Origin of the sequence: Curtobacterium flaccumfaciens pv. betae (assembly GCF_026241855.1) — a bacterium.
GTDB lineage: Bacteria > Actinomycetota > Actinomycetes > Actinomycetales > Microbacteriaceae > Curtobacterium > Curtobacterium flaccumfaciens.
In genome coordinates, this window is record NZ_JAPJDC010000001.1 from 2791695 (window position 1) to 2812076 (window position 20382).

Here is a 20382-nt window from a genome sequence, read left to right on the forward strand (position 1 = left end):
TGACGGGATCGGTATCGGCCCGCAGGGACGGCACTCCCTCGTCACAGGGGTGTGTGTGCGGCGGAACGAAAGAGCGGAAGGCACAGACCCGAACGAAGGCTGCCGGTACAACCCTGGGACGATTTCCTACCGTCCATGACAGGAGCCGAAACTGAACAGCCGGAAACTCGGCCAGGTGGGACTGCGCAGCAGACACCCCCGACCCGGAGGGCAACACAGGCAAAGCACAACCACCCGAATAGGGTTCGCCATACATCGGGCCTAACCCCCGCAAACAAATGGAAAGTACATGCCTTTCACATTCATCGCGACCAAACGCGGCACTCGGGCCGCTCGGGCCGCGCTACTCGCGGCCTTCACTCTTCTGGTATGTGCCTGTACGGTCATCGGCCCGACGCTATCAGCATCGGCTGTCGATGCTGAACGCATCAGGCTACCAATAGTAGCCGGCACAGAGCTCCAATTTCCTGGTGCTAATTGCACGGCCGGACTTGTAGTCGTAAGAACCGGAGTCATCGCAAGATTGTCGCAGTATCAACGGGCCGTGAGGTACGTTGTCACCGCGAAACACTGCGGCGCCATGAATGAACATGTATCCGTAGGTGGCGAGGAAGTTGGATATGTGTCATGGGTAGACCCTGCCGAAGATTTAGAACTCGTGCGAATTGAACCGCAGCGTTCGGCGGAGTTCTGTGCACCTAGCACCTCTGGGTTTCATTGCTCAGGCCCTTCCTCGTACACACCGCGCGCGGTAGGAAAGGTGCTTCTTGCCACCCTGCAGTACAGGTACCTCCGGGCGACAGCCGTAGCAGGAACGGGTTCGCCTGCCGACGGCGAACTATTCTGTATCAGCGGAAAAAGTAGCGGTCAGTCTTGCACCTTTGCTGTTACCCCTTGGAGGCCAAGCTATGGTCTGCGCACTCCTGGGGATATGGCAGCGATCGGACAAACGCTCGTTTTTGGGGGTGACTCCGGAGCTCCCGTCGTGTCCCATCAGGCAAAGATTTACGGTATTCTCGCGGAGAATTCCACAGGACCCACACACAGCATTGTGAAGTACGTTCGCATTAGCCACTTTTTCCAAGACGCTGGGGGCTACGCACTCGCTCCAGCATGAGCTATCCCGACCATCCAGCCGTTGCCGGAACACCTCCGCCGGCCGTTGACCTGGGATCGGGATCAGAGCTGGCCCGGCATCCTGGCATCACGCCTGCGACGCATCTCGCGATCTTCTTCTGCGACCCGCGCAAGCCCTGGCAGCGCAGTTGGAACGAGAACCCCAGCAGCCGGCTCCGGCAGTACTTCCCGAAATCCACCGATCTCACCAATTCACAGCACGGAACGGCTCATCGAGGTCGCTGCGGAGCTCAGCGGGAGGCCTCGCGCTGGTGTTCGGTGCGTCTTTACCCGAGACCCCAGCGCTCATACTGGACGCCGGCGCCATGGCTCCGCTCTGAGCGGCGGTCCGATGAGATCCGCCGCGCTCCAGTAGCTCGCCGGCACCACAAGCAAGCGAACGTGAAGCGGCCCCGGCCTGTTGGGGGGAACAGACCGGGGCCGGCTGCAGCTCGAGCGAATTGGGGGGCTGCTCGAGCCGCGCGCGCCCGAAGCCACTGGGGGGAATGGTCCGGACGCAGACCACCACGGTACGCACGGCCCCCGACACCGGCAAGCGATCCGGCTATGACATTGCTGAGAGCTCCACGCGGTGCTTCACAGCAGCCCGCCACACCCACGCCGCGGTCGCGGCGATTGCCTTCGCTTCCATGCGGCGATCGACACCACGGTAGGTACGGATCCACGCGTGCACGGGCACCGGTGGCACGACGTCACCCATCGGCCCACCGCGGGCGTCTGCGGGCAGCGACACGGCTTCCTCGGGCACCCAGCGGCCACGCCGGCGCCCGCCTATCAGCGGGGCCCTTGCGGCTTCAGAGCCCGCTTCTTGATCGCTCGATGAGTAACCACACGTGGTGCACGAAGCCCATATGCACGAGCTGCACGGAGACGACGTCGCCGTCGGCCTGCTCAACGAACCCGAGGCAGGTCTGTAGGCCGGACCGGGTGAACTCGACTCGCACCCACACCGCCGGGTAGCCGGACACCCTTCTCCGGTGCCGGCGGGGCGTCTATGCCGAGCGGCTGGTCCTCGGGTGGATCGGGGTGGATGGGCGGCGCCCACCGGTGTTCGGGCATGCCACCGATGATGACCACGGCCGCCGACACCGCAGCCTCAGCGGTCGCGGCGGCGGCCGTCCTGCACTTCGCCAATCTGCTGCATCACACGCTGTAGGACCGCTTCCCGCATGTCCACGTCCGGCTGTGACCGGTCGAGCCGGTTCAACCGGCGGATGACGCTCCGCCGCGCAGCCGCGAGCTCGTCAACGGTCATCCACCGCAACCGCCCGAGTTCATCATCCACGACCAGCAGGGTAAACACTCAGACCGATCATCAATCCACCATGACCCCGCCATCTCGCGCAGCTGCAACCGACGCCAACGAACCAACCACGGCCCCTTGGATGGCCTGCGCAGCAAAGCGAAGACAGGGCGCATCCCTCTCCCGGCCCCCACGCTCACTCGGACCGGTCGTGTCGGCGCGATCGGTGAAGATGGATCCATGACCACCGTCCGCGGCACGATCCGCTCCACCAACACCAACACCATCACCGCTGACGGCCACGCAGACAACCAGAGCACCACCCGAGACCGCGCCGTCGACGGCCTGGAGCTCACCGGGTACGACGTCGTGCAGACGAACACGCTGAGCTCGACCGCGGCCGGGAACATCACCGTCCGTGCCGTCGCCCGGTCGACCGAGATCCGACCGCACGAAGCGTCCGGACCGAACTACGCCGCTGCCCTGGCGGGGTACCTGCAGTCGATCCCCGACGGGTGGATCACCCTGGGCATCACGGTCGGCGTCTGACGCCGCCGAGAGACGAGACAGCATGGGAATCGACCCCGCGATCGTGCTCACCTGCGATGGCTACCAGTGCGGCGCAAGACTCGCGCTGATCGACCCCAACGGGGTTAGCTATCACGGTGCCTGCAGGCACGCGGAATCGTCATGTTGGCACAGTAACGACTCCGCGCACTGCGTCAGCATGTGACGTGCCGACCGGCGTCTCGATAGCCGATCGGTCGCCGCACGGTCGGCACGAGCCCACGAAGTTGTGGGGACGGACCGGAGGAGCTTCGTCTCAACTCCGGCCCGCACAGGAGCTGGTGAGACCCCTGCGCGTGACCGTAGCCCTGGGATCATGACGGCGCCGGCAACAGTCCGCGATGCGTCGCGCCCGCTGCCGAGAGCCGGCGGTCAGATCTTCGTGAGGGCGCCAGCCGTCGCACCCGCCGCGCCCCAGTCGATGTTCGCGTCTGCAGCAGGGGCATGGAACTTCACTCGACCACGCACCGCGGCCTCGGTCGCCGTGTATAGCGGGTTGTCGAAACTGGCGATGAGCGCCGCGACAGCGTCCTGCAACCCCCGGTAAGCCTCCACGTCGTGCGCGTCGACGCCGGCAGTGACCTTGCCCGCAGCAGCAGCCGCGGCCTTCCGCACATCGGCGGTCGCTTCGCCGGCGTGGTCGATCGCGCACGCGTGCAGTGCTGCGAGGAGCATGGCCGCCTGGTCATGTGCCGGGCCGGAGAGGCTGGCGACGCGGGTGTACCGGTTCGCGGCCATCTCGACGAGACCTTCGGACTCGAGCCGGGCGATCGCTTCCCGCACTGGGGTGCGCGAGACACCGAGCCAGCTCGTGAGCTCCTCGTCGTTCAGGCGCTCCCCCGCCTCGAGCGTGCCGTTCTCGATCGCCTCGAGCATCTGCTCGTAGACGACGTCACGGAGGAGACGGCGGGGACCCTGGCTGGTCGGAGACTTCGGAACAGGCATACCGGGACCATGTCCCGGATATCAGTTGCCGGGTAGAGCGCCACGCTGAGGAGCCGGAGCTCCGACGCCGACCCGCCATGGCTGCCTGGTCGTGAGACACCGAGCCAGCTCGTGAGCTCCTTGGTCAGAATCTGCTGTCCGCCGAAGGGTTTTCGCTATACGATCGACTGGCGGGACCACTGGCAAACCGCTCCAACCGACACAGCCCGACTGAACACGCTTGAGCGACCATTGGCCGTCGAGCGAAAGGATTCGCATGGCCGGCAGATTCGATCGCCAACATTTTGTCACCGTTGCCGAAATCTCTGCGGTCATGCGCATATCGAAGGCGACGGTGTACAGGATGATTCAGTCCGGTGAGCTCCCGGCAGTTCGCTTCGGACGGTCCTACCGACTTCCCCGATCTGTAGTCCCCAGACTTGATCCCGACCCACAAGAAGGCAGCACTGCCACCACCAGCATGAACACCCGGAACCCGTCGCCGCCGAAACCTGGCAGCGATACGCCCACACCCATGAGCCGATCACACACACCCACGAGCACTATCCCGACAGCCACCACCGCCACGCCCACTGAAACCGCCCGGGACGCAGGCTTCGGTGTCTGGAAAGTCGGCGAGGACGTCAAGGACGCCTTCAAGTAACACGTGTCTCACGACCGATGGCTCGTCTCCTGCAAAAGACGGGCCATCAGCGTTGCTGGGGCCGCGACGATCTACTCCTCGATCGTGCCGCCGGCTTCCGCTTCGTCGACAGGAACGAAGGCAGCATGGAGCTGTTCGATCTCGCCGGCTTCGATGACGACGTAGTCCCCCCCCCGAGCGGTTCGACATCGTCGCTTCCGCTTGAGCGGTATCGAGGCTGGGTCAGGACAATGGCGCGGAGTGGGTGCGGGTCAGGGTCATTGTCGAACTCCCACAGGACGCCGCTAACCCACCCGCCTGACTTGAGCACCATGGCGACCTGGACAACCTCGTCCTCTGGGGCATCGCCGAACAGACGGGTCCAGGCGGACGTGTCTCGTGGGATTGCGGATCGCCAGATCCGGTTGAGGCCGCACCTATCGGCCCACTCCGAACCAAGAAGGTATCCGAGGAGAGTGGCGAGAGCGGCCGTACCGATCGCGGCGAAGATCGAGACTGCGAGGTGGTCGTGCACCCATCGAAGGTCGCCCGCGGCGAGTTCGCTGAGCCGGGTGCGAAGATCGGTCCACCAGATGGATGCGACCGCGACGATCGCATCGCAAATAGCGCTCACGAAGACCAGCACAGCAGTCTCTCGCAGGGCGGTGCGTTTGACCGCGGGCTGGTGGCCCTCCCGTGCGAAGATGAACGCCGCTCCCGAGAACAGGGCGAAGACGTAGAAGGCAACCCCCAGCGCACTCGTAGGCATTGAACCCCTTTTCCCGGTCATAATGCTAGGAGGAGGCGTAGCGATGGCGAAGTCAGCGGGTGGTCAGTCACGAAACTCGGTCACGGGCAAGTTCGTGACCGGCAAGTACGCGAAGTCAGGCGGCGGTACGTCCCGCACGACTGAGCGTGGCATGCAGGCGGCACACGTGCAGTACCGCCCAGCGCCACGGTCCGCCAACTCTCAGATCAAGCCGCCGGCGGGCTCGGCGCAAGCGAAGCGGCAAGGGCAGTGAGCAACAAGACTCGGAAGCCGCACGGACAGTTCGGGATTCAGCCCGCGAACATGCAACGTCCACCAGCGGTCCGTCCGTCGACGTCGCAGATCAAGCCACCGAAGCCGCCGAAGTCGAAGTAGCCGCAGCGCTGCTGCACAAGAGAGGCCCGATCACCGCTAGGTGACCGGGCCTCGTTGCAAAGGGATGCTCGGGTCAGCCCTTCACGTTGTTCGGGTCGTTGCCGGGCGCAATCGTGTCCTTCGCGCGCACCCGACCCTCTCGGTTGTGGATGGAGAGTTCACCACCACCCTGGTTGTTGATGATCGTCCGTGCACGGTAGATCGCCTCAGCCTGGGTGTCAGCGTGTGCCGAGGCTCGACTTCCGCCGCCTCGCACGTCCCAACCACCATTCGGGTTGGGTACCACGTTCCTGTTGCTACTCATGTCACCTCCTTTGTCGCGTTGACCCTAACCCGCACCACCGACACCTACATATGAAACGCCAGCGAGACGAGCTGCGAAGGGCATTTGGCGCCCGCTTGCGTCTCGATAGCCGATCGGCTAACGCACGCCCCGGGGCCGGATCCGGCGCACGCGGAAGTCCGGGGATCTCTGGCGAAGTCAGCGTGGTGGGCGCAGCACTGGGACCACCACGCCCGCATCATCTTCGACGAGCAGTATGGGCCGTTCCGCGCGTGCAACTCCGCAGGGCACCTTGCCGCAACAAGGCGGAGCGGTTGACCATTCGGCCTCAGGAACCGCCTGAGGATGCGGAACTCGTTTGAGCACGACACGCCGAGCTGCGGGTCCTGGTCCGCGGCCCAGGCCTCCACCGTGGTAATTCCTTCGTACCTCAGCCTCTGGTGTGCGCTCACATGAACTGTGCAACACCGGGCATTTCCGAAGCATCAACGCCGCACCAAGTGTCGGTCCGCCGACACTGCGGGTCAGTCAGGTAGATCCGCTTCCCCGGGCCCGAGCTCGGGTGCGCCGTCGAAGTAAGCACCTCGGATGCGTCGTACGTGCGTACGGTGCCGGTGGAGTCGGTGACCCGCGGTTGTTCTTCGCGAGCTCGAAACCGAGTCACTTGCACACGTCCGCCGTCGCGTCCTAGTCTCGAAGATTCTCAGGCGGCGCGGCTAGTCTCGAGGGAACGCTTGTTATACGATCGTCTAACAAGTCCCGATACGACTCAGCAAAGGGTGCGGCCGCGAACGGCTGCACTTAGTGCTCCTTTCGGGCACTTACCGCCCCCCACTTGCACGGCCACCTGCGACCCCGATCGTTTTCGCACTTCCAGTATTCGCGTCTCTTAGCTTGCATCCTCGAAGCAGCCTAGAGAAACAGGGTGAATCGACTGCTTCAGCCGCAACCCCACGCTGTGGCAGACGTTCTACTTCTGGCCAGCTCCGACTCACCGTATTCAAACCACCAAATTCAACGTAAAGGTCGCCGTAGGGCTTCATTACGAGAGTCCTGCGCCCGAAACCAAAGGAAACAAAATGACTTCTGTACGCCATCAAGCACATGTCGGTAGGAACCCAGGGGAGACTCGTCGTGGCTCGGGGCGACGACGCATCGCACTGGCGGCGATTGGAGCAGCCGTGGCCATGGCGAGCGTCGGAGCGATTTCATCAGCGGAAGCATCCACACCTGCCGTGCCTATCTACTCGTCGGCCGTCGGACCAGTTAGCCACGTGCTTGCCACTCACGTGCCAGCGGGTACTCGGGCCTTTTGGGTTGAGAGCTACATCGCTGGGGGCGGGGGCCGGTTTGGACAACGGCCGACCTGTGTTAGTTTCCCCGGGGGAGGCACCGTGAACTTCGACATTCGGAGCACGTCCCAGGCGCTCTCCATCACCCCTTCGGCAAATCCGCACTGCTCAGGAACTACCAGGAACGTTTCAACTGACATCGCGCCCCGGACCGATCGCAATTCACATTGGGACTTCCAGAAAGACCTTCGAGGACGCCCCATCTGGGAGGGCAACTCCATCCGCTGAGCTGGTGCCCGGAGAGACCACACCGCCATCCATCATTCCTTAGTCGTATGGCGCACTGATCTATTGATTGTAAATTAGCTATCCGAATGGTCCCCTTGGCTGAAAACGGCCGAGGGGACCGTTTCTTCCCGAACAACGACAACTGATCACCAGATGCCCGCCTACTGCCTCATCTGTCACGACGTGATCTAAAGTAACGTCACCTTGACCGGGGCTAGATCTGCGCGAGGACCTGAACGTCCCTGTGCGTACATTCACTAATCGGGTCCGATGATCATCGGGTACGCCGTGATCGATACTGCGCCGATCGCGAGGCACTCCTATACGATCGTCAAGCGAAGACGACAGCGGATCCACCGTTGTTGCCGATCGCCGGAGCCGCAGTCCCGATTAGCGATGGAAATATGTACCCAGGAAGCATCCACGTGCGTAACGCACTACGCTATGCGTCATTTGCCGCCACTGCCCTCGGTCTTATTGCTGGCGGAGGTGCGCAGCCGCATGTGTTCACAACAGCAGCGCCCAATGCCCACAATGTTGCATTGACCGCTTTTCGCTCGGGCAGCAGCGCCGGAACTGCACAAGTGCGCTTTCATTCATCAGGTCTAGGCAAGCCAAACGAGATTCGCGCGCTAGAACTCTTTTCTGTTGACCTTAGGACGGTTCGTTATTAACGAACTATCTCCCGTTCGACCCGAAGGAGAGCACCGCATCCACGCGCAAATGGACAATTCCCCTACGGGCCGACTCGCTTCGACGGGTGCAGAGCATCTCGACCAATAACTGCGGGATCGGGTCGGGGACGGTGGGCGGCATGGGAAAGGTCGCAACAACATCATGAGGGTCCTATCTCATTGCCGCGGGTGCCCCACCAAAACTCACACCCTAACTAAAGATGCACGGAAGGTGACGTTTTGAGTCCCGGAGCGATCGATGTACACGGGGGGCGTTCATCGCCGTTCTCGACGGGCTCATTCTATCCCGGCTCCATTAAGGCGGGTCCCTTCGGTCTCATCGAGCGCCGTCACGGAATGTCGGCAGCGCAGGCGACGCGGAATGTCGCCTGCCTTGCCGCGCAAGTGATCTACAGACAAAAGCTTGCAGTGGGTTGCACGAGACGACTGACACGTGCCGAAGCGACTTCGAGCGAAAGGCGTTGATTATGGGAAAGTTGATCAGTTCGGATCTCGTGGACGCCCTCACGGGTACGGCCATCAAAGACGGGAACGGACGCACCGTTGCATTCAGTTTCGACGGCATCGATTACGAGATCGACCTCTCCAATGAGAACGTTCTTGCGCTGACTGAAGCGTTCTCCGCGTACACAAAGGCCGGGCGGAAGATCAACCATCGCCCTCTCCGCTCCAAGATTCGGATTGCTTCGAAAGGCGGCCGCTTGGAATGATTCGCCGAGATTGGCGTGCATTCGTGCCTCGAAGTCACAAAAGCCCGTGGACGACCGAATTGTCAATGTCAACCACGTCTTGCGCTGCACAATTTACAGGCCCCCGCCGCTATGAACAGCTAGTCGCCTCCCAAAAGGGCGGCCGACGATACCCATGTTTGGCGAACAGCAGGTGCGGGCTGTCAGTCATCATTTCTGAGCGCAGCCTCATGGTTGACAAGTCGGAATGACGGTATATTTAGTAATTAGAAAAGCTTGAAGCTTTTCTCTTTCACTCGAGCGCTAGACCTGGAATGACGATGCATAGCCATCGAGTGGCATGTTACTAACGGTCAACAAATAGATGAACGGAGTAGTATCCATGAAAAGTTCTTGGATTATCAGTGGCAATCCTCGAAGGGCCAGTATTTCGTCACGTCTACTGGCGCTAGTCGCAGTTGCCGCTGCTCTATTTGTGGTCGCTCCTGCGACGGCCGCCCACGCCCAGTCGAACTACCGCGTATGTGGCATGTTCAACTCGACCGATCAGAAAAATGGGATCGGAACAGGGCTTGTTACTAAGATTTATAAGGACGGCGACGACACTTGTTCGAAGAAAGTCGTTTTCATCCATGATAATTACGGAAGAGCGTACCCCACATCGGTTGGCAGCTTCGAGTTCCTCTCGATTCCCTGTGAAGAATTTGCTCAGCGAACGGGTATGGCACGAAATAGCGGCATCAGCGATCCGTGCCCTTCAATGATCATCAATAAAATCTACCGCTTCACTTCTGCGGTCGACCTGCTTCATCCGGTAAGCCATCCTCACGTGGCCGCGCAGCCGTGGCATAACTAACAGACCATCGGCTCGCTCCTTCGCTCCCGGCAGGCGAGCGAAGGAGCGAGCTCGGCCGGCAGGCACTCGTTCCCGAATCGAACCGGCAGAGCCGCTTCAGAATCACAGAACTACTTGCTTGGGGTTCAGCGGGACCTCGAGCATCGGGATGGCGGCGAAGGCAGCGGCGACACCTCTGAACGCACGAGACCAGAAGCGGCCCAACTCGACGCCGAACTACCGGTCCTTCAACGGCTTCGCGACGAAATGACCACTGTGGAAGCGCGTGCTGCGTCGCGGAGACTTCATTCGTCGTCATAGCACTCTTCCTCATTGAGGATGACTCTGCCCAAGAGCTTTCACCACACCTCTGTTTGTGCACACGGAGCCGCGGGCGTGCTGCGAGGAGATGTGAGGCGCGCCTCGCTAAATGGCCTGGATCGTGCAGCGTTCTGTAGCATCCCTTGATGTGCGTTCCCTCCTTGGGGGAGGTGGACACGTCAGTGATAACGGAGGTTAGGACGGTATCCCGGAGCCGTACAAGGGATGCCAGATCGTGCTCGTTTTCGGGATACGAGAGAAGCAGGAGGACCGCGCCGGTTGTGGAAGCCTCGATTGCATCGGAGGCGGTTGTAACGGGAACTTTCAACCGGGCACAGCGGAAGGCCGAGCGTGAGAAGGAGCAGGCCGACCGCGCGGCTGCCCGTGAGCAGGGACACACCGAGCGCCTGGAGCGCCGATACCCGACCACGGACGCGGACCGGCAGCAGGACCCCGCGGCCGCGACCGGCGCCGTCCTCGGTGCCGCGGCCGCCGACGCGATCGACAACGCCACCGACCGCGACGCCGCGGTGATCACCGCCGACGGTCGAGACAATGCCCACGCAGCGACCGAGGAGATCCAAACTGATGCCGCGGCACAGACGGAGCCCCTACCTCTCGCCAGTCCAGCGCGTAGCCGGCGTCGTGACTGACGCGGTCCCAGAACACCCGCTGGGTTCGGCCGTTGCCCTCCCGGAACGGGTGGATGTAGTTGAACTGGTCGTAGTGATGCGCCAGGCGCATCACGAACCGGTCCCGGTCCATGCCGCGGAGCGTGTTGTCGGCGCGGAGCTCGTCGGCGGCGTAGCCGGCGGAGCGGCCGATCATCGACGCGGGCAAGAAGAACTCAGCCCCCGCAACGTTCATCCGCATGTCGACCGTGCGAACCTCGCCTGCCCAGTCGTAGACGTCGCTGAACAGTTTGCTATGGATTGCGCGCAGCTCGTCCAGGTCACCGGTCGCCGGCGGCGGGTACTCGAGCAGTTCCAGCATCCCCGCCCATGCCAGGTCGCCCTCTGCGACGTCGAGCTCGTGCTGGGTGCGAAGACCGAGTCGGTTTCGGAGGATCCCGGTGTCAGGGTCGAGGTAGGGGTCAGTCACGCTGCAGCACGATACGGCGAACCGTCACCGGACGCCGCCGTGGCGAGCGCGAACACGGGCGCGAAGCTCACGGACACTGATCCGGCCCGCGACGTAGTCCTCAGCGTCCGTACGAGACGCCGGCGTGACGTGCAGGCCCTCCATCTCGCCACTGGGCGCAGCGACCTCGACCCGACGACGCTCGTCGACGCCAGCCTGACCCGCAGTGCGGTGCGTGGTGCTGATGCTCATGGGGACTCCCCTGCTCGTACTCGATTCGAGCAACCGCAGATGCGTTTGAACGGGTCGGTGCAGGGGCGCCGCGTGCGAAGGATGAGCACCGGTGCTCACTGCTTCCCACCTCGGTCACGTGGTCCGCGAAGCTCGGACCATCCGAGCGCTGCGAGGAACAGGACGGTCAGCACTTGCACGACGACCACCGTCACCACCCATGCGGAGGGCCTCCGAACGGGCCCTGCACGATCGTATTGATAGTCACCGCCGTCATCGCGCCCGCCAGGACGAGGAGCCCGATGCCCCGGAGTGTGTGGCGTCTGAGGGCCGCCTCAGCCTGCCTCAGCGGGAACGTACCGTTCCCCTTTGTGGGTCGACCGACCCTCACCAGAAGTCCTCCACCAGTACAACGAGCATGGGGAAGAACACGATCACTGCTGCGAAGAACAAGACTGTTGCCGTGGCGGGGAACGGGACGTGTGCTGCACGCGCTCCCTCGTCTACTGGACGGACGAGGAGGGCGGCGACCCCACCGAGCACCAGCAGCACCGTTACGACGAGGAAAACCCAGACGGGCACCTCGAACCCAGCTATTCCCACTGTCGAGGTGAAGCTCGCTGCTGTGGCCATGGGTCCAGTGTCCTCGATCATGCGCGGGCGCCGGCGTACTGGGTGAACATGCGGTCCATCGTTGCTTCGTGGCGGGCGGCGCGGTCGTCCTCGCCGCGGGCGCGGGAGATCTCCGCGAACGCGGGGCGGTCCGGCTCGGCGGGGGCGGGTCGGCGGCACATCTCGGCGTAGTACCGGTCTGCGTCGTGCTCGGCCTGCTCGAGGCGGGCCCGCAGCTCGAGGACCTCGGCGATGAGCGCCGGGGCGGCCATCTGGAACCCGATCATGTAGCCGGCCTCCCACACCTGCCGCTGCTCGTCGGTGAGTTCCCACTCGTGGACGTGCTCGGTCGGGTCGGCGGTGGCGGCGTCGATGGCGCGGAACGCGGCCACGGTGTCGCCGGCGTAGAGCTCGTCGACGGCGTCGCGGGTGGACTGCTGCACGGTGTCGGGGCGGACGGTGGTCGGACGCTCGAGGGTCATCGTCATCACGCGGCCGTGCTCGAGGCGAGTTCGCCGATCTTGTCGGGGCGGAACCCGCTCCAGGAGCCGGTCTCCGTGTCGGTGACGGCGTTGGGGGCGTTGGGGGCGTTGGGGGCGTTGGGGGCGTTGGGGGCGTTGGGGGCGTTGGGGGCGTTGGGGGCGTTGGGGGCGTTGGGGGCGTTGGGGGCGTTGGGGGCGTTGGGGGCGTTGGGGGCGTTGGGGGCGTTGGGGGCGTTGGGGGCGTTGGGGGCGTTGGGGGCGTTGGGGGCGTTGGGGGCGTTGGGGGCGTTGGGGGCGTTGGGGGCGTTGGGGGCGTTGGGGGCGTTGGGGGCGTTGGGGGCGTTGGGGGCGTTGGGGGCGTTGGGGCGTTGGGGGCGTTGGGGGCGTTGGGGGCGTTGGGGGCGTTGGGGGCGTTGGGGGCGTTGGGGGCGTTGGGGGCGTTGGGGGCGTTGGGGGCGTTGGGGGCGTTGGTGGCGTTGGTGCCGAGGGTGGTCTTCCACTCTTCGATCTGCGCCTGGTCGACGTCGTCGAGGATCACCTCGGTGTACTCGATGCCGGCGGAGTCGAGAGCGCGCTCGGTGGCCTTGCACATGCCGCAGAACCCGGACTTGGTGTAAACCGTGATGCTCATCGAAATCACCTTTTCGTAAAGTTTGTGATGCAGGAGGCCCCTCCCTCGTTGCATGCTTCTATTCTATAACGCGCGGGCCTATATGTGTACCCTTTTTGGCACATTCTTTGCACCTTTTTCTGCCGGGCGGCACACCTTTCGGCAGCCTATGCATGCGCATTGTTTGGCACCAGGGCATGACGTTTGAGAACGTACGGCTGGGGCATCGATAACGGCGGGAGGGTTGGGAATCCCCAGGAGCATGAACGCCGTGCTGCTATTACCGTCACCCGATAGCAATAGCAGGGCCGCGCATTCCTAAACTGTGTCATCCCGGCGCTTTCACCATGTTGGAGACAGCCGCCGCCGTCCGCGGCTCAGCCTTTGACGGGGTGCGGGGTGCTGGTCGCGGTGGTGGTCATGGTGACGTCGTCCTGGTCGCACTCCCAGAACACGGATCGGATCTCGTCCGCGATCGCGTCGGGCAGCCGCTCGTTCGTCCATGCCGTCGACGGGAACGAGACGGTGACGGTGACCGTGGTCATGGGGTGGGTGGAGGACGGGCCGTGTCCGGCCCTGCCCCACTCGTACTGCCAGGCGAAGCCGACTTCGCCGGTGGGTCCGCCGCCGTGGACGTCGAGTGCGGCGCGGTGTTCGTCGTCGGTGTGGTTCGGGCGGCGGGTGCAGTGCCATTCGAGGCCGGCGACGTCGTACGTCGTCGCTGCGCACTCGACGCCGGTCGGGTCGAGGTCCGCGGCGTGTGCTTCCGGGTCGATCTGCTCGCCGATGGTGGCGGGGGCGTTCGTAGGTGATGTGCATGAGGGGTGCGGCTCTCTAGAGTTCGGGGGCGGCTTCTGGTCTGGGGTCGTGAGTGAGGGGCCGCGCCGCCGTCGCTATCGGCGGCGCAGCCTGCCCGCTACTGGCGCGCTGGTTTCGGGATGAGGTCGGTGTGCTGGAGCAGGAACCGGACCGCGGACCAGGCCGAGAGCTGCGCCCGGTCCCAGGCGTGGTGTCCGTCGTTGAACTCGCAGCCCTGCCCACCGGTGATGTCGCGGCCCTCGGCGAGCTCGCCGTTCTCGTCGCAGAGGATCGGGTGTGGCATGTTGCTGAACTCGCGGATGATGCGTTGCGCGACAAGATGCCCGGCGGCGGTGAAGTCGCGTGAGGTGTTGATGCCGTCGCAGCCGTACAGGACTTCGGTCGGCATCTCCCCCGGCTCCCCAGCAACCAGGATGGTGCCGTGGTCGGTGTAGGTGTCGGTCATCCCGTCGAACGAGCGACCCTCATACTTGCCGCAGATCTCGTCCACCTGGGCACTGGTAGGGCCGTCCTCGTGGTGGACGTTGATCCACGCCGACGCTGTGCCGTGGCCGAGTGCAGCGAGGTCCTTGGTCGGGATGATGGTGCTGGTCATGGGGTGCCCTTCGCTGGGTGCGATCGGTGGAGCGGGAGGAGGCAATTACGACTTGTCCCCTCCCGCGTTTGGTCACTCGTCGGGGCCGGTGTGGATCAGGGTGTCCACGAAGGTCGTGAACTCCGGTCCTGCTATCGCCGCGGTGTGCGTCAGGACGTAGCCCTGCTTCAACAGGATTTGCAGGTCCTCGTCACGTTCGGTGATCTTCGCCAACTGCCGCGGGATCTCGTCCTCCTTCACTACCGGGAAGAGCGTTGCCAGGCTTTCGATGCGTTGCATTTGTTCTTCCTCTCCATCTCGTTTTTTGCCGTGAAGGCGGTATTCCGCCTTAGCGACCGGAGGGCGCAGTGCAACCCGAAGGGCGATGGGGGAGAGACTTTCGGCGCGAGATAAGGGAGCGAAGCGACCGCGCGCCGAAAATCTCGGAGGAGCCGGTGGCGAAGCCACTTGAACGGAGACCCGGAGGTGGCCATGAGGGAGCGAAGCGACCGAGCCGCCGAAGGCTTCACGGCAAGAACCGGGCCGAAGGCCCCAAAGCGCCGGCGGAGCCAGTTCCACACGGAGCGAAGCGACTCCCGGCCTCCGGCCGGAAGCCCTGGACGCACCTTGTCCCGGCGGGTCCGGCAGGACGTGGGCTGGTGCTGCTGGCAGCATCCTGGGCATGAGATCTCGCCGCGACGGCCGGAAAAGCCGGCCCAGGAACCAGGGCAACCCGATCGACGTCCTGCTCGAGCAGGACGACACCACTCCCCCGACCTCCGCACCCGCCGACGTCGGCGTTGCTCGGACGGTCGAAGTGCTGCACTCGTTCTGGGTGCAGCCCGCGGACCTGGTGCCCTGCGATGTGGACGGCTGCACCGATCCGTCGGAACCGGAGGCATGGGAACCGGTCGACCTCGACACGGGCGATGAGCTGCCGGGCCGGTTCTGCGACGAGCATCAGCTCGCCTGGATCACCCGCCCGCGTGGGTCAACGCCGACCGCTGGGAATCTTGTCTCCCCCTGAGGGTTCTTGGTCGCGGCGCCGCTCTGCGGTGTCGTCGCGCTGCGAGCTCCGTCGAGCAGCGCCGAGGTGAGGAGGAGGCGGAGCCTCTTGCCGCCGTGCCCGGAGGGTGCGGCGCGGCCCACGGGCGCCAGGACGGGCCGCTGGGATATGTTCGGGCCGGGATGGGATACGAACCGGTACCGGGTGGACGTGGGAGCCGCTGGCTGCGACCCCCACACCGGTTCACCTACTCGGCAGCGGCGTCCTCGTCCTGGTCGGTCTGCTCGGGCTGGATACCTGCGGCGATCTTCTCGACCTGGCTGAGCGGGTAGCCCCACGCGGCCAACTGGTTGAGGTAGCCGCGGGAGTCGGCGTCCGGGGTGCGCCACCACTCACGGTTCGCCGTATTCTCGAAACCGGCGAGCACCACCGCGAGGGACATGTGCAGCCCCTTCGCGGGGTGCTGAGCAATCCACTGGAAGAGCGTGTCGCGCTCCCACCCACTCGACTTGATGCCGAGCAGACCGCTGGCGCTGACAATCCCGGACGCGTGCCGGGTGTATGCGTGGCCGGTCAGCGCGACAGCCAGGAACCGGGCCGCGTCCTTCGGAGCGTTCCTCCGCTGCAACAGGCACGCGATCCACTCGCGGCGCACGTCATCAGCGGCGTCCCACGCCTTGTTATTGGCGACCAGAACCCGACGAGCCGCCTTCCGTTCCTCCGCCTCGGCCGCGCGGTCCTCGTCGGACTTCTCCTGCGCGGACGCTCCGCCACCGACCTGACCGGTCGCGCGGTAGCCGAGGTAGCGGGGGTGGTGGGCGTCGGGAGTGGTGCACACCTGCACCGGCTCCGGGGTCCCCCCACTCGCTCACCGTCCACGCGACCCCCGCGCACTCGGCGTGGGCCTCGGGGTCCAGGGGGTGGCGCTCGGTGTAGTCGGTCACGTCATCGGCCGCGTCGGTGAGGCGGTCCAACGAGTCGTAGTCGTCGTCCTCCACGACCCGCTTCCCCTCAGCGACCAGTTCTGCGAGCACCTTCGCGCGGGCGTCGCGACGCTCGCGGTCCTGCCGCAACTCGGCGGCGTAGTGGGTCAGTTCGTCCTCGTCGTACCCCTCACTGATGGCTTCGTTCAACGCGGCCAATGCGTCGGCGTCGCCGTCGAACTCGGACAGGATCAACGCCTGGGTGAACGTCGCCTGCCCGGACGCCACGGCCGTGGCCGCCGCGTCCGACTTCGCGACAGTGAGGGTCTGCTTCACGGCGTCACGCTTCGTGCCTGTCTCGCGGGCGATCGCGGTGACCGACAGGCCCTCAATTTCCAACTGGCGGTACGCCGCGAGCCGGTCACCGTCCGTCAAGGCAGTGCGGCGCTCGTTCGCTACCAACTGCTCCGCAATCCGCTTGGCGGTGCTGTCGTCACGGGCCGTGACGAACACCGGGACAGCCACGGCAGCCTCGCAGGCGGCGAGGACGCGCATCTGCCCGTCGCGGACCACCACGGCCCCGTCGGCGTTCCGGTAGCCGATAGTCGGCAGGAGCACCCCGTGCTGCTTCACGGAGGCCAGGAACGCCGGGTCGAGATCGGCCGCGGTGCGGACGTTGTTCTCGATCACCACGTCCGCCGCGGGGACGCGCACCAGGTCGACGCCACTCGCGTCGGGCTGGGGCTGGTCGGTCAGGTGGGTGACGGTGATGTTCTCGGTCATGGTCATGTCGTTTGCTACGCTTTCCGGTAGTGGCCGGGTGCGGGTCCTGGCAAATTGCAGTTGTCGGGAGCTCCGCACCCGGTCTTTTTATGGGTGGGACTGCTGGGTGTTACTGCTGGCGGAACACGGCGGTCAGTGCTTCCGCCCGGGTGAGCGCCGTCCGTGCGTGCTGGAAGGCCCGCATGACGGCCGTGTACTGATCCGGCGACAGCGACCGGGTGTCCCCGGCTTCGTCGTAGGTCGGGAATAGGACCGTCCCGTACAGCGGCGACGCCGCCCGGGAACGCCCGAGAGCAACCGCCGCGACGGTGGCGAGGTCGTTGCGCTCCCCCGCATACATGCCTTCGTCATCGATCCACGCGTCGATCCGGCCGTCGAGGCGAACCACGTCCACCAGGCGGCACCCGATCTGCTCCCGCGTGCCCTGCAGGGTCGACTCACGTGCGTTCACGACGACGCCTTCAACCGCACCATCTGCGGTCGCTCGAATACCCATCAACTTCATTTCCATCTCTCCTTGTCCTCTCCTCGTTTTTTGCCGAGAAGGCGGTTTACCGCCTAGCAGCCGGGAGGGGTGTGTCTACCCGAAGGGCGGAGGTGGAGAGAATTTCGGCGCGAAATAAGGGAGCGAAGCGACCGCGTGCCGAAAATCTCGGAGGATCCGGCCGCGCCAGCGGCTAGACACAGCCCGGGAGGCTGCTACGAGGGAGCGCAGCGACCGAGCCGCCGAAGGCTTCTCGGTAAAAAACGGGCCGTAGGCCCACAGCACTGGCCGGCTTGCCGGCTCCCCCCAGACAAGACCAGCCCGCCGAAGGCGGCCCGCTCAGACCAGAACAGGCCGCCGACGGGCCCCTTGGATCCCTCGTGCTCGAGGAGCTCGCCGGCGCGCAGAGGCCAGCGAACGTGAAACGGCCCCGGCCCTGCAGAGGGCTGGGCCGGGGCCGCTCTAGATCAAGCCGATCGAGGCGGCTCAACCCGGTGCACCCGATACCCCATGCGAACCGACCGGAGTGCAGCACTCACGCTATGCGGGCCGCTCGACGCCCGGCAAGCGATCCGGCTATGACATTGCTGAGAGCTCCACGCGGTGCTTCACAGCAGCCCGCCACACCCACGCCGCGGTCGCGGCGATTGCCTTCGCTTCCATGCGGCGATCGACACCACGGTAGGTACGGATCCACGCGTGCACGGGCACCGGTGGCACGACGTCACCCATCGGCCCACCGCGGGCGTCTGCGGGCAGCGACACGGCTTCCTCGGGCACCCAGCGGCCACGCCGGCGCCCGCCTATCAGCGGGGCCCTTGCGGCTTCAGAGCCCGCTTCTTGATCGCTCGATGAGTAACCACACGTGGTGCACGAAGCCCATATGCACGAGCTGCACGGAGACGACGTCGCCGTCGGCCTGCTCAACGAACCCGAGGCAGGTCTGTAGGCCGGACCGGGTGAACTCGACTCGCACCCACACCGCCGGGTAGCCGGACACCCTTCTCCGGTGCCGGCGGGGCGTCTATGCCGAGCGGCTGGTCCTCGGGTGGATCGGGGTGGATGGGCGGCGCCCACCGGTGTTCGGGCATGCCACCGATGATGACCACGGCCGCCGACACCGCAGCCTCAGCGGTCGCGGCGGCGGCCGTCCTGCACTTCGCCAATCTGCTGCATCACACGCTGTAGGACCGCTTCCCGCATGTCCACGTCCGGCTGTGACCGGTCGAGCCGGTTCAACCGGCGGATGACGCTCCGCCGCGCAGCCGCGAGCTCGTCAACGGTCATCCACCGCAACCGCCCGAGTTCATCATCCACGACCAGCAGGGTAAACACTCAGACCGATCATCAATCCACCATGACCCCGCCATCTCGCGCAGCTGCAACCGACGCCAACGAACCAACCACGGCCCCTTGGATGGCCTGCGCAGCAAAGCGAAGACAGGGCGCATCCCTCTCCCGGCCCCCACGCTCACTCGGACCGGTCGTGTCGGCGCGATCGGTGAAGATGGATCCATGACCACCGTCCGCGGCACGATCCGCTCCACCAACACCAACACCATCACCGCTGACGGCCACGCAGACAACCAGAGCACCACCCGAGACCGCGCCGTCGACGCTTGACGCCGGGGAGAGACGAGACGGCATGGCAATCCACCCAGCGATCGTGCTCACCTGCGATGGCTACCAGTGCAGGGAAAAGCTGGCACTGATCGGCCCCAACGCCGTCAGCTATGCCGGTGCTCGAGGGCATGCCGAGTCGTACGGGTGGGGCTGCTCCACAGACGACGTCGACTGGTGCCCCACCTGTCGCGCAAGGCAGGCAACGCTCGCTGAGGAACGCTAGCGGCGCGAGCAATCGCGCCCCGGTCCGAGCGCTAGGGCAACGCTCCAGGACCGGAGCGTCGATGCTCACCAACGAGCCTTGGTCGAAAGACCAATCGGGTGTGGCTCGCACACAGAACCTATCCGTCCCCGTTTTGGAGGACAACCAGGCATCGCGCCTGCCGGCCACACGGTGCCAGGCGAGCACACATGGTGAGCGAGGACCTTGACTGCAGGTGCCGGACCGATCGGGCCGGAACGGTCCCTGGATGGGGACAGCGCACTCTTCTGGCCCCGGCGGGTCGAGCCGGGACTAGGGAGAACACCTCCCGGCTCGACCCGCACCCGCGCTCCGCCGGCGTCTCAATAGCCGATCCGTTACCGGGCGTGGAGCTCGAGGTAGTCGAGGGCCTGGCGCACCGTCTCTTCAAGGCGGGCGGGTGCTGTCGATGACGAGTCGATCGTCCGTGCGAGGCTCGTACTCGTCGACGGTGCGCTGTACCTCGTCCCACGTCGGCAAGGTGAACCCGGGCAGGTCGTTCGCACGCTGCTGCACCCGGCGACGGTGCTCGTCGACGTCTGCACACACGACCTCGATCACGCGCAGCGGTACCCCAGCGGCTTCCGCTGTCGACGCCCATCCGGCCCGAGCGGGTTCAACGCCACTCACCGCGTCCGCAATGACCATCTGTCCTCGCCGCAGATTCGGTACCGCGATGGCATGCATGATCGAGTAGGCGGCGATCCCGGACTGCTCGCGCGGAATCTGGTACTTCCACATCGCGCCCTCGATCGCATCAACGCGAAGCGTCAGCGAAGGCGTCAACTCCGCGATCGCCGCAGACAGCGTCGACTTCCCTGCACCGGGAAGACCACAAACCTGAACCAGCATC

21 protein-coding genes and 3 pseudogenes are annotated in these 20382 nt (G+C 64.9%); 7 read left to right on the forward strand and 17 right to left on the reverse strand.

All coding sequences use genetic code 11. The features are described 5' to 3' along the window. Window positions 1-1120 precede the first annotated feature (1120 nt). Window positions 1121-1384: pseudogene (locus ORG17_RS18550) on the forward strand (IS30 family transposase); the annotation flags it as partial. Window positions 1385-2233: 849 nt separating this feature from the next. Here the strand turns inward: ORG17_RS18550 and ORG17_RS13120 are convergent. Beyond that, a complete protein-coding gene (locus ORG17_RS13120; RefSeq protein WP_214586076.1) occupies window positions 2234-2422 on the reverse strand; it encodes a hypothetical protein in 189 nt (62 codons plus the stop codon). A gap of 198 nt (window positions 2423-2620) precedes the next feature. Between ORG17_RS13120 and ORG17_RS13125 the strand changes: the two genes are divergently transcribed. Next, window positions 2621-2929, forward strand: a complete 309-nt coding sequence (locus ORG17_RS13125) for a hypothetical protein (protein ID WP_301567881.1) — start codon at window positions 2621-2623, stop codon at window positions 2927-2929. 390 nt (window positions 2930-3319) lie between these two features. On the opposite strand, the gene ORG17_RS13130 is transcribed toward ORG17_RS13125, so the two are convergent. Next, entirely contained in the window at window positions 3320-3892 is a 573-nt protein-coding gene (locus tag ORG17_RS13130) for a GntR family transcriptional regulator (protein ID WP_214528165.1), read from the reverse strand. Window positions 3893-4148: 256 nt separating this feature from the next. Between ORG17_RS13130 and ORG17_RS13135 the strand changes: the two are divergent. Next, window positions 4149-4304: pseudogene (locus ORG17_RS13135) on the forward strand (helix-turn-helix domain-containing protein); the annotation flags it as partial. A gap of 277 nt (window positions 4305-4581) precedes the next feature. Here ORG17_RS13135 and ORG17_RS13140 read toward each other — a convergent pair. Beyond that, window positions 4582-5283 carry a DUF6338 family protein gene (locus ORG17_RS13140; RefSeq protein ID WP_301630817.1) on the reverse strand — a complete coding sequence of 234 codons (702 nt, stop codon included), beginning with the start codon at window positions 5281-5283 and terminating at the stop codon, window positions 4582-4584. A 448-nt stretch (window positions 5284-5731) separates the two neighbouring features. Next, window positions 5732-5962 (reverse strand): DUF2188 domain-containing protein, encoded by a 231-nt coding sequence (locus ORG17_RS13145; RefSeq protein WP_214528134.1) that lies wholly within the window; start codon window positions 5960-5962, stop codon window positions 5732-5734. A gap of 84 nt (window positions 5963-6046) precedes the next feature. Here ORG17_RS13145 and ORG17_RS18515 point away from each other — a divergent pair, with 84 nt between their 5' ends. From ORG17_RS18515 to ORG17_RS13155, 3 genes are all read left to right on the forward strand, one after another. After that, window positions 6047-6259, forward strand: a complete 213-nt coding sequence (locus ORG17_RS18515) for a DUF4913 domain-containing protein (RefSeq protein WP_214528132.1) — start codon at window positions 6047-6049, stop codon at window positions 6257-6259. A 2424-nt stretch (window positions 6260-8683) separates the two neighbouring features. Continuing rightward, window positions 8684-8926 (forward strand): Lsr2 dimerization domain-containing protein, encoded by a 243-nt coding sequence (locus ORG17_RS13150; protein WP_214528130.1) that lies wholly within the window; start codon window positions 8684-8686, stop codon window positions 8924-8926. Window positions 8927-9434: 508 nt separating this feature from the next. Beyond that, window positions 9435-9761, forward strand: coding sequence for a hypothetical protein (locus ORG17_RS13155; RefSeq protein ID WP_214528128.1), 327 nt, complete (start codon window positions 9435-9437; stop codon window positions 9759-9761). An 834-nt stretch (window positions 9762-10595) separates the two neighbouring features. Here the strand turns inward: ORG17_RS13155 and ORG17_RS13160 are convergent. From ORG17_RS13160 to ORG17_RS13190, 8 genes and pseudogenes are all read right to left on the reverse strand, one after another. After that, window positions 10596-11162, reverse strand: coding sequence for a Fic/DOC family protein (locus ORG17_RS13160; protein WP_214528126.1), 567 nt, complete (start codon window positions 11160-11162; stop codon window positions 10596-10598). A 24-nt stretch (window positions 11163-11186) separates the two neighbouring features. Then, the gene (locus ORG17_RS13165; protein ID WP_214528124.1) at window positions 11187-11393 is read right to left on the reverse strand and encodes an antitoxin VbhA family protein; all 207 of its coding nucleotides are present in this window, start codon (window positions 11391-11393) and stop codon (window positions 11187-11189) included. Between the two features lie 366 nt (window positions 11394-11759). Beyond that, window positions 11760-12005, reverse strand: coding sequence for a hypothetical protein (locus ORG17_RS13170; RefSeq protein WP_214528122.1), 246 nt, complete (start codon window positions 12003-12005; stop codon window positions 11760-11762). Between the two features lie 17 nt (window positions 12006-12022). After that, a complete protein-coding gene (locus ORG17_RS13175; RefSeq protein WP_214528120.1) occupies window positions 12023-12472 on the reverse strand; it encodes a hypothetical protein in 450 nt (149 codons plus the stop codon). 493 nt (window positions 12473-12965) lie between these two features. Further along, a pseudogene (locus ORG17_RS18520) lies at window positions 12966-13151 on the reverse strand (glutaredoxin domain-containing protein); the annotation flags it as partial. Window positions 13152-13453: 302 nt separating this feature from the next. Further along, the gene (locus tag ORG17_RS13180; RefSeq protein WP_214528151.1) at window positions 13454-13621 is read right to left on the reverse strand and encodes a hypothetical protein; all 168 of its coding nucleotides are present in this window, start codon (window positions 13619-13621) and stop codon (window positions 13454-13456) included. 371 nt (window positions 13622-13992) lie between these two features. Then, window positions 13993-14490, reverse strand: coding sequence for an LPD29 domain-containing protein (locus ORG17_RS13185; protein ID WP_214528152.1), 498 nt, complete (start codon window positions 14488-14490; stop codon window positions 13993-13995). Between the two features lie 72 nt (window positions 14491-14562). Next, on the reverse strand, window positions 14563-14769 hold the full coding sequence (locus ORG17_RS13190; RefSeq protein ID WP_214528154.1) for a hypothetical protein: 207 nt from the start codon (window positions 14767-14769) through the stop codon (window positions 14563-14565). 382 nt (window positions 14770-15151) lie between these two features. Here ORG17_RS13190 and ORG17_RS13195 point away from each other — a divergent pair, with 382 nt between their 5' ends. Then, complete coding sequence (locus ORG17_RS13195; protein ID WP_214528156.1) at window positions 15152-15496, forward strand: hypothetical protein; 345 nt, start codon at window positions 15152-15154, stop codon at window positions 15494-15496. A 226-nt stretch (window positions 15497-15722) separates the two neighbouring features. Here ORG17_RS13195 and ORG17_RS13200 read toward each other — a convergent pair whose 3' ends face one another. The 5 genes from ORG17_RS13200 to ORG17_RS13220 all read right to left on the reverse strand — a co-directional run bounded on the left by ORG17_RS13200 (window position 15723) and on the right by ORG17_RS13220 (window position 20381). Continuing rightward, window positions 15723-16103 carry a hypothetical protein gene (locus ORG17_RS13200; protein WP_214528158.1) on the reverse strand — a complete coding sequence of 127 codons (381 nt, stop codon included), beginning with the start codon at window positions 16101-16103 and terminating at the stop codon, window positions 15723-15725. A 52-nt stretch (window positions 16104-16155) separates the two neighbouring features. Further along, window positions 16156-17187, reverse strand: coding sequence for a hypothetical protein (locus ORG17_RS13205; protein WP_214528159.1), 1032 nt, complete (start codon window positions 17185-17187; stop codon window positions 16156-16158). A 103-nt stretch (window positions 17188-17290) separates the two neighbouring features. Next, window positions 17291-17632 carry a DUF3846 domain-containing protein gene (locus tag ORG17_RS13210; protein WP_214528161.1) on the reverse strand — a complete coding sequence of 114 codons (342 nt, stop codon included), beginning with the start codon at window positions 17630-17632 and terminating at the stop codon, window positions 17291-17293. 1161 nt (window positions 17633-18793) lie between these two features. Then, window positions 18794-18982 (reverse strand): hypothetical protein, encoded by a 189-nt coding sequence (locus tag ORG17_RS13215; RefSeq protein WP_214586076.1) that lies wholly within the window; start codon window positions 18980-18982, stop codon window positions 18794-18796. Between the two features lie 934 nt (window positions 18983-19916). Beyond that, on the reverse strand, window positions 19917-20381 hold the full coding sequence (locus ORG17_RS13220) for an AAA family ATPase (RefSeq protein WP_214527748.1): 465 nt from the start codon (window positions 20379-20381) through the stop codon (window positions 19917-19919). Between the last annotated feature and the right edge of the window lies 1 nt (window position 20382).

Coding starts and splice junctions, on each gene's coding strand:
- ORG17_RS13190 (WP_214528154.1), bottom strand. CDS start 14,769: ATGCAACGCATCGAAAGCCTGGCAACGCTCTTCCCGGTAGTGAAGGAG.
- ORG17_RS13145 (WP_214528134.1), bottom strand. CDS start 5,962: ATGAGTAGCAACAGGAACGTGGTACCCAACCCGAATGGTGGTTGGGAC.
- ORG17_RS13185 (WP_214528152.1), bottom strand. CDS start 14,490: ATGACCAGCACCATCATCCCGACCAAGGACCTCGCTGCACTCGGCCAC.
- ORG17_RS13140 (WP_301630817.1), bottom strand. CDS start 5,283: ATGCCTACGAGTGCGCTGGGGGTTGCCTTCTACGTCTTCGCCCTGTTC.
- ORG17_RS13130 (WP_214528165.1), bottom strand. CDS start 3,892: ATGCCTGTTCCGAAGTCTCCGACCAGCCAGGGTCCCCGCCGTCTCCTC.
- ORG17_RS13205 (WP_214528159.1), bottom strand. CDS start 17,187: ATGACCATGACCGAGAACATCACCGTCACCCACCTGACCGACCAGCCC.
- ORG17_RS13150 (WP_214528130.1), top strand. CDS start 8,684: ATGGGAAAGTTGATCAGTTCGGATCTCGTGGACGCCCTCACGGGTACG.
- ORG17_RS13165 (WP_214528124.1), bottom strand. CDS start 11,393: ATGAGCATCAGCACCACGCACCGCACTGCGGGTCAGGCTGGCGTCGAC.
- ORG17_RS13195 (WP_214528156.1), top strand. CDS start 15,152: ATGAGATCTCGCCGCGACGGCCGGAAAAGCCGGCCCAGGAACCAGGGC.
- ORG17_RS13220 (WP_214527748.1), bottom strand. CDS start 20,381: ATGCTGGTTCAGGTTTGTGGTCTTCCCGGTGCAGGGAAGTCGACGCTG.
- ORG17_RS13155 (WP_214528128.1), top strand. CDS start 9,435: ATGTTCAACTCGACCGATCAGAAAAATGGGATCGGAACAGGGCTTGTT.
- ORG17_RS13180 (WP_214528151.1), bottom strand. CDS start 13,621: ATGACCACGGTCACCGTCACCGTCTCGTTCCCGTCGACGGCATGGACG.
- ORG17_RS13125 (WP_301567881.1), top strand. CDS start 2,621: ATGACCACCGTCCGCGGCACGATCCGCTCCACCAACACCAACACCATC.
- ORG17_RS13170 (WP_214528122.1), bottom strand. CDS start 12,005: ATGGCCACAGCAGCGAGCTTCACCTCGACAGTGGGAATAGCTGGGTTC.
- ORG17_RS13175 (WP_214528120.1), bottom strand. CDS start 12,472: ATGACGATGACCCTCGAGCGTCCGACCACCGTCCGCCCCGACACCGTG.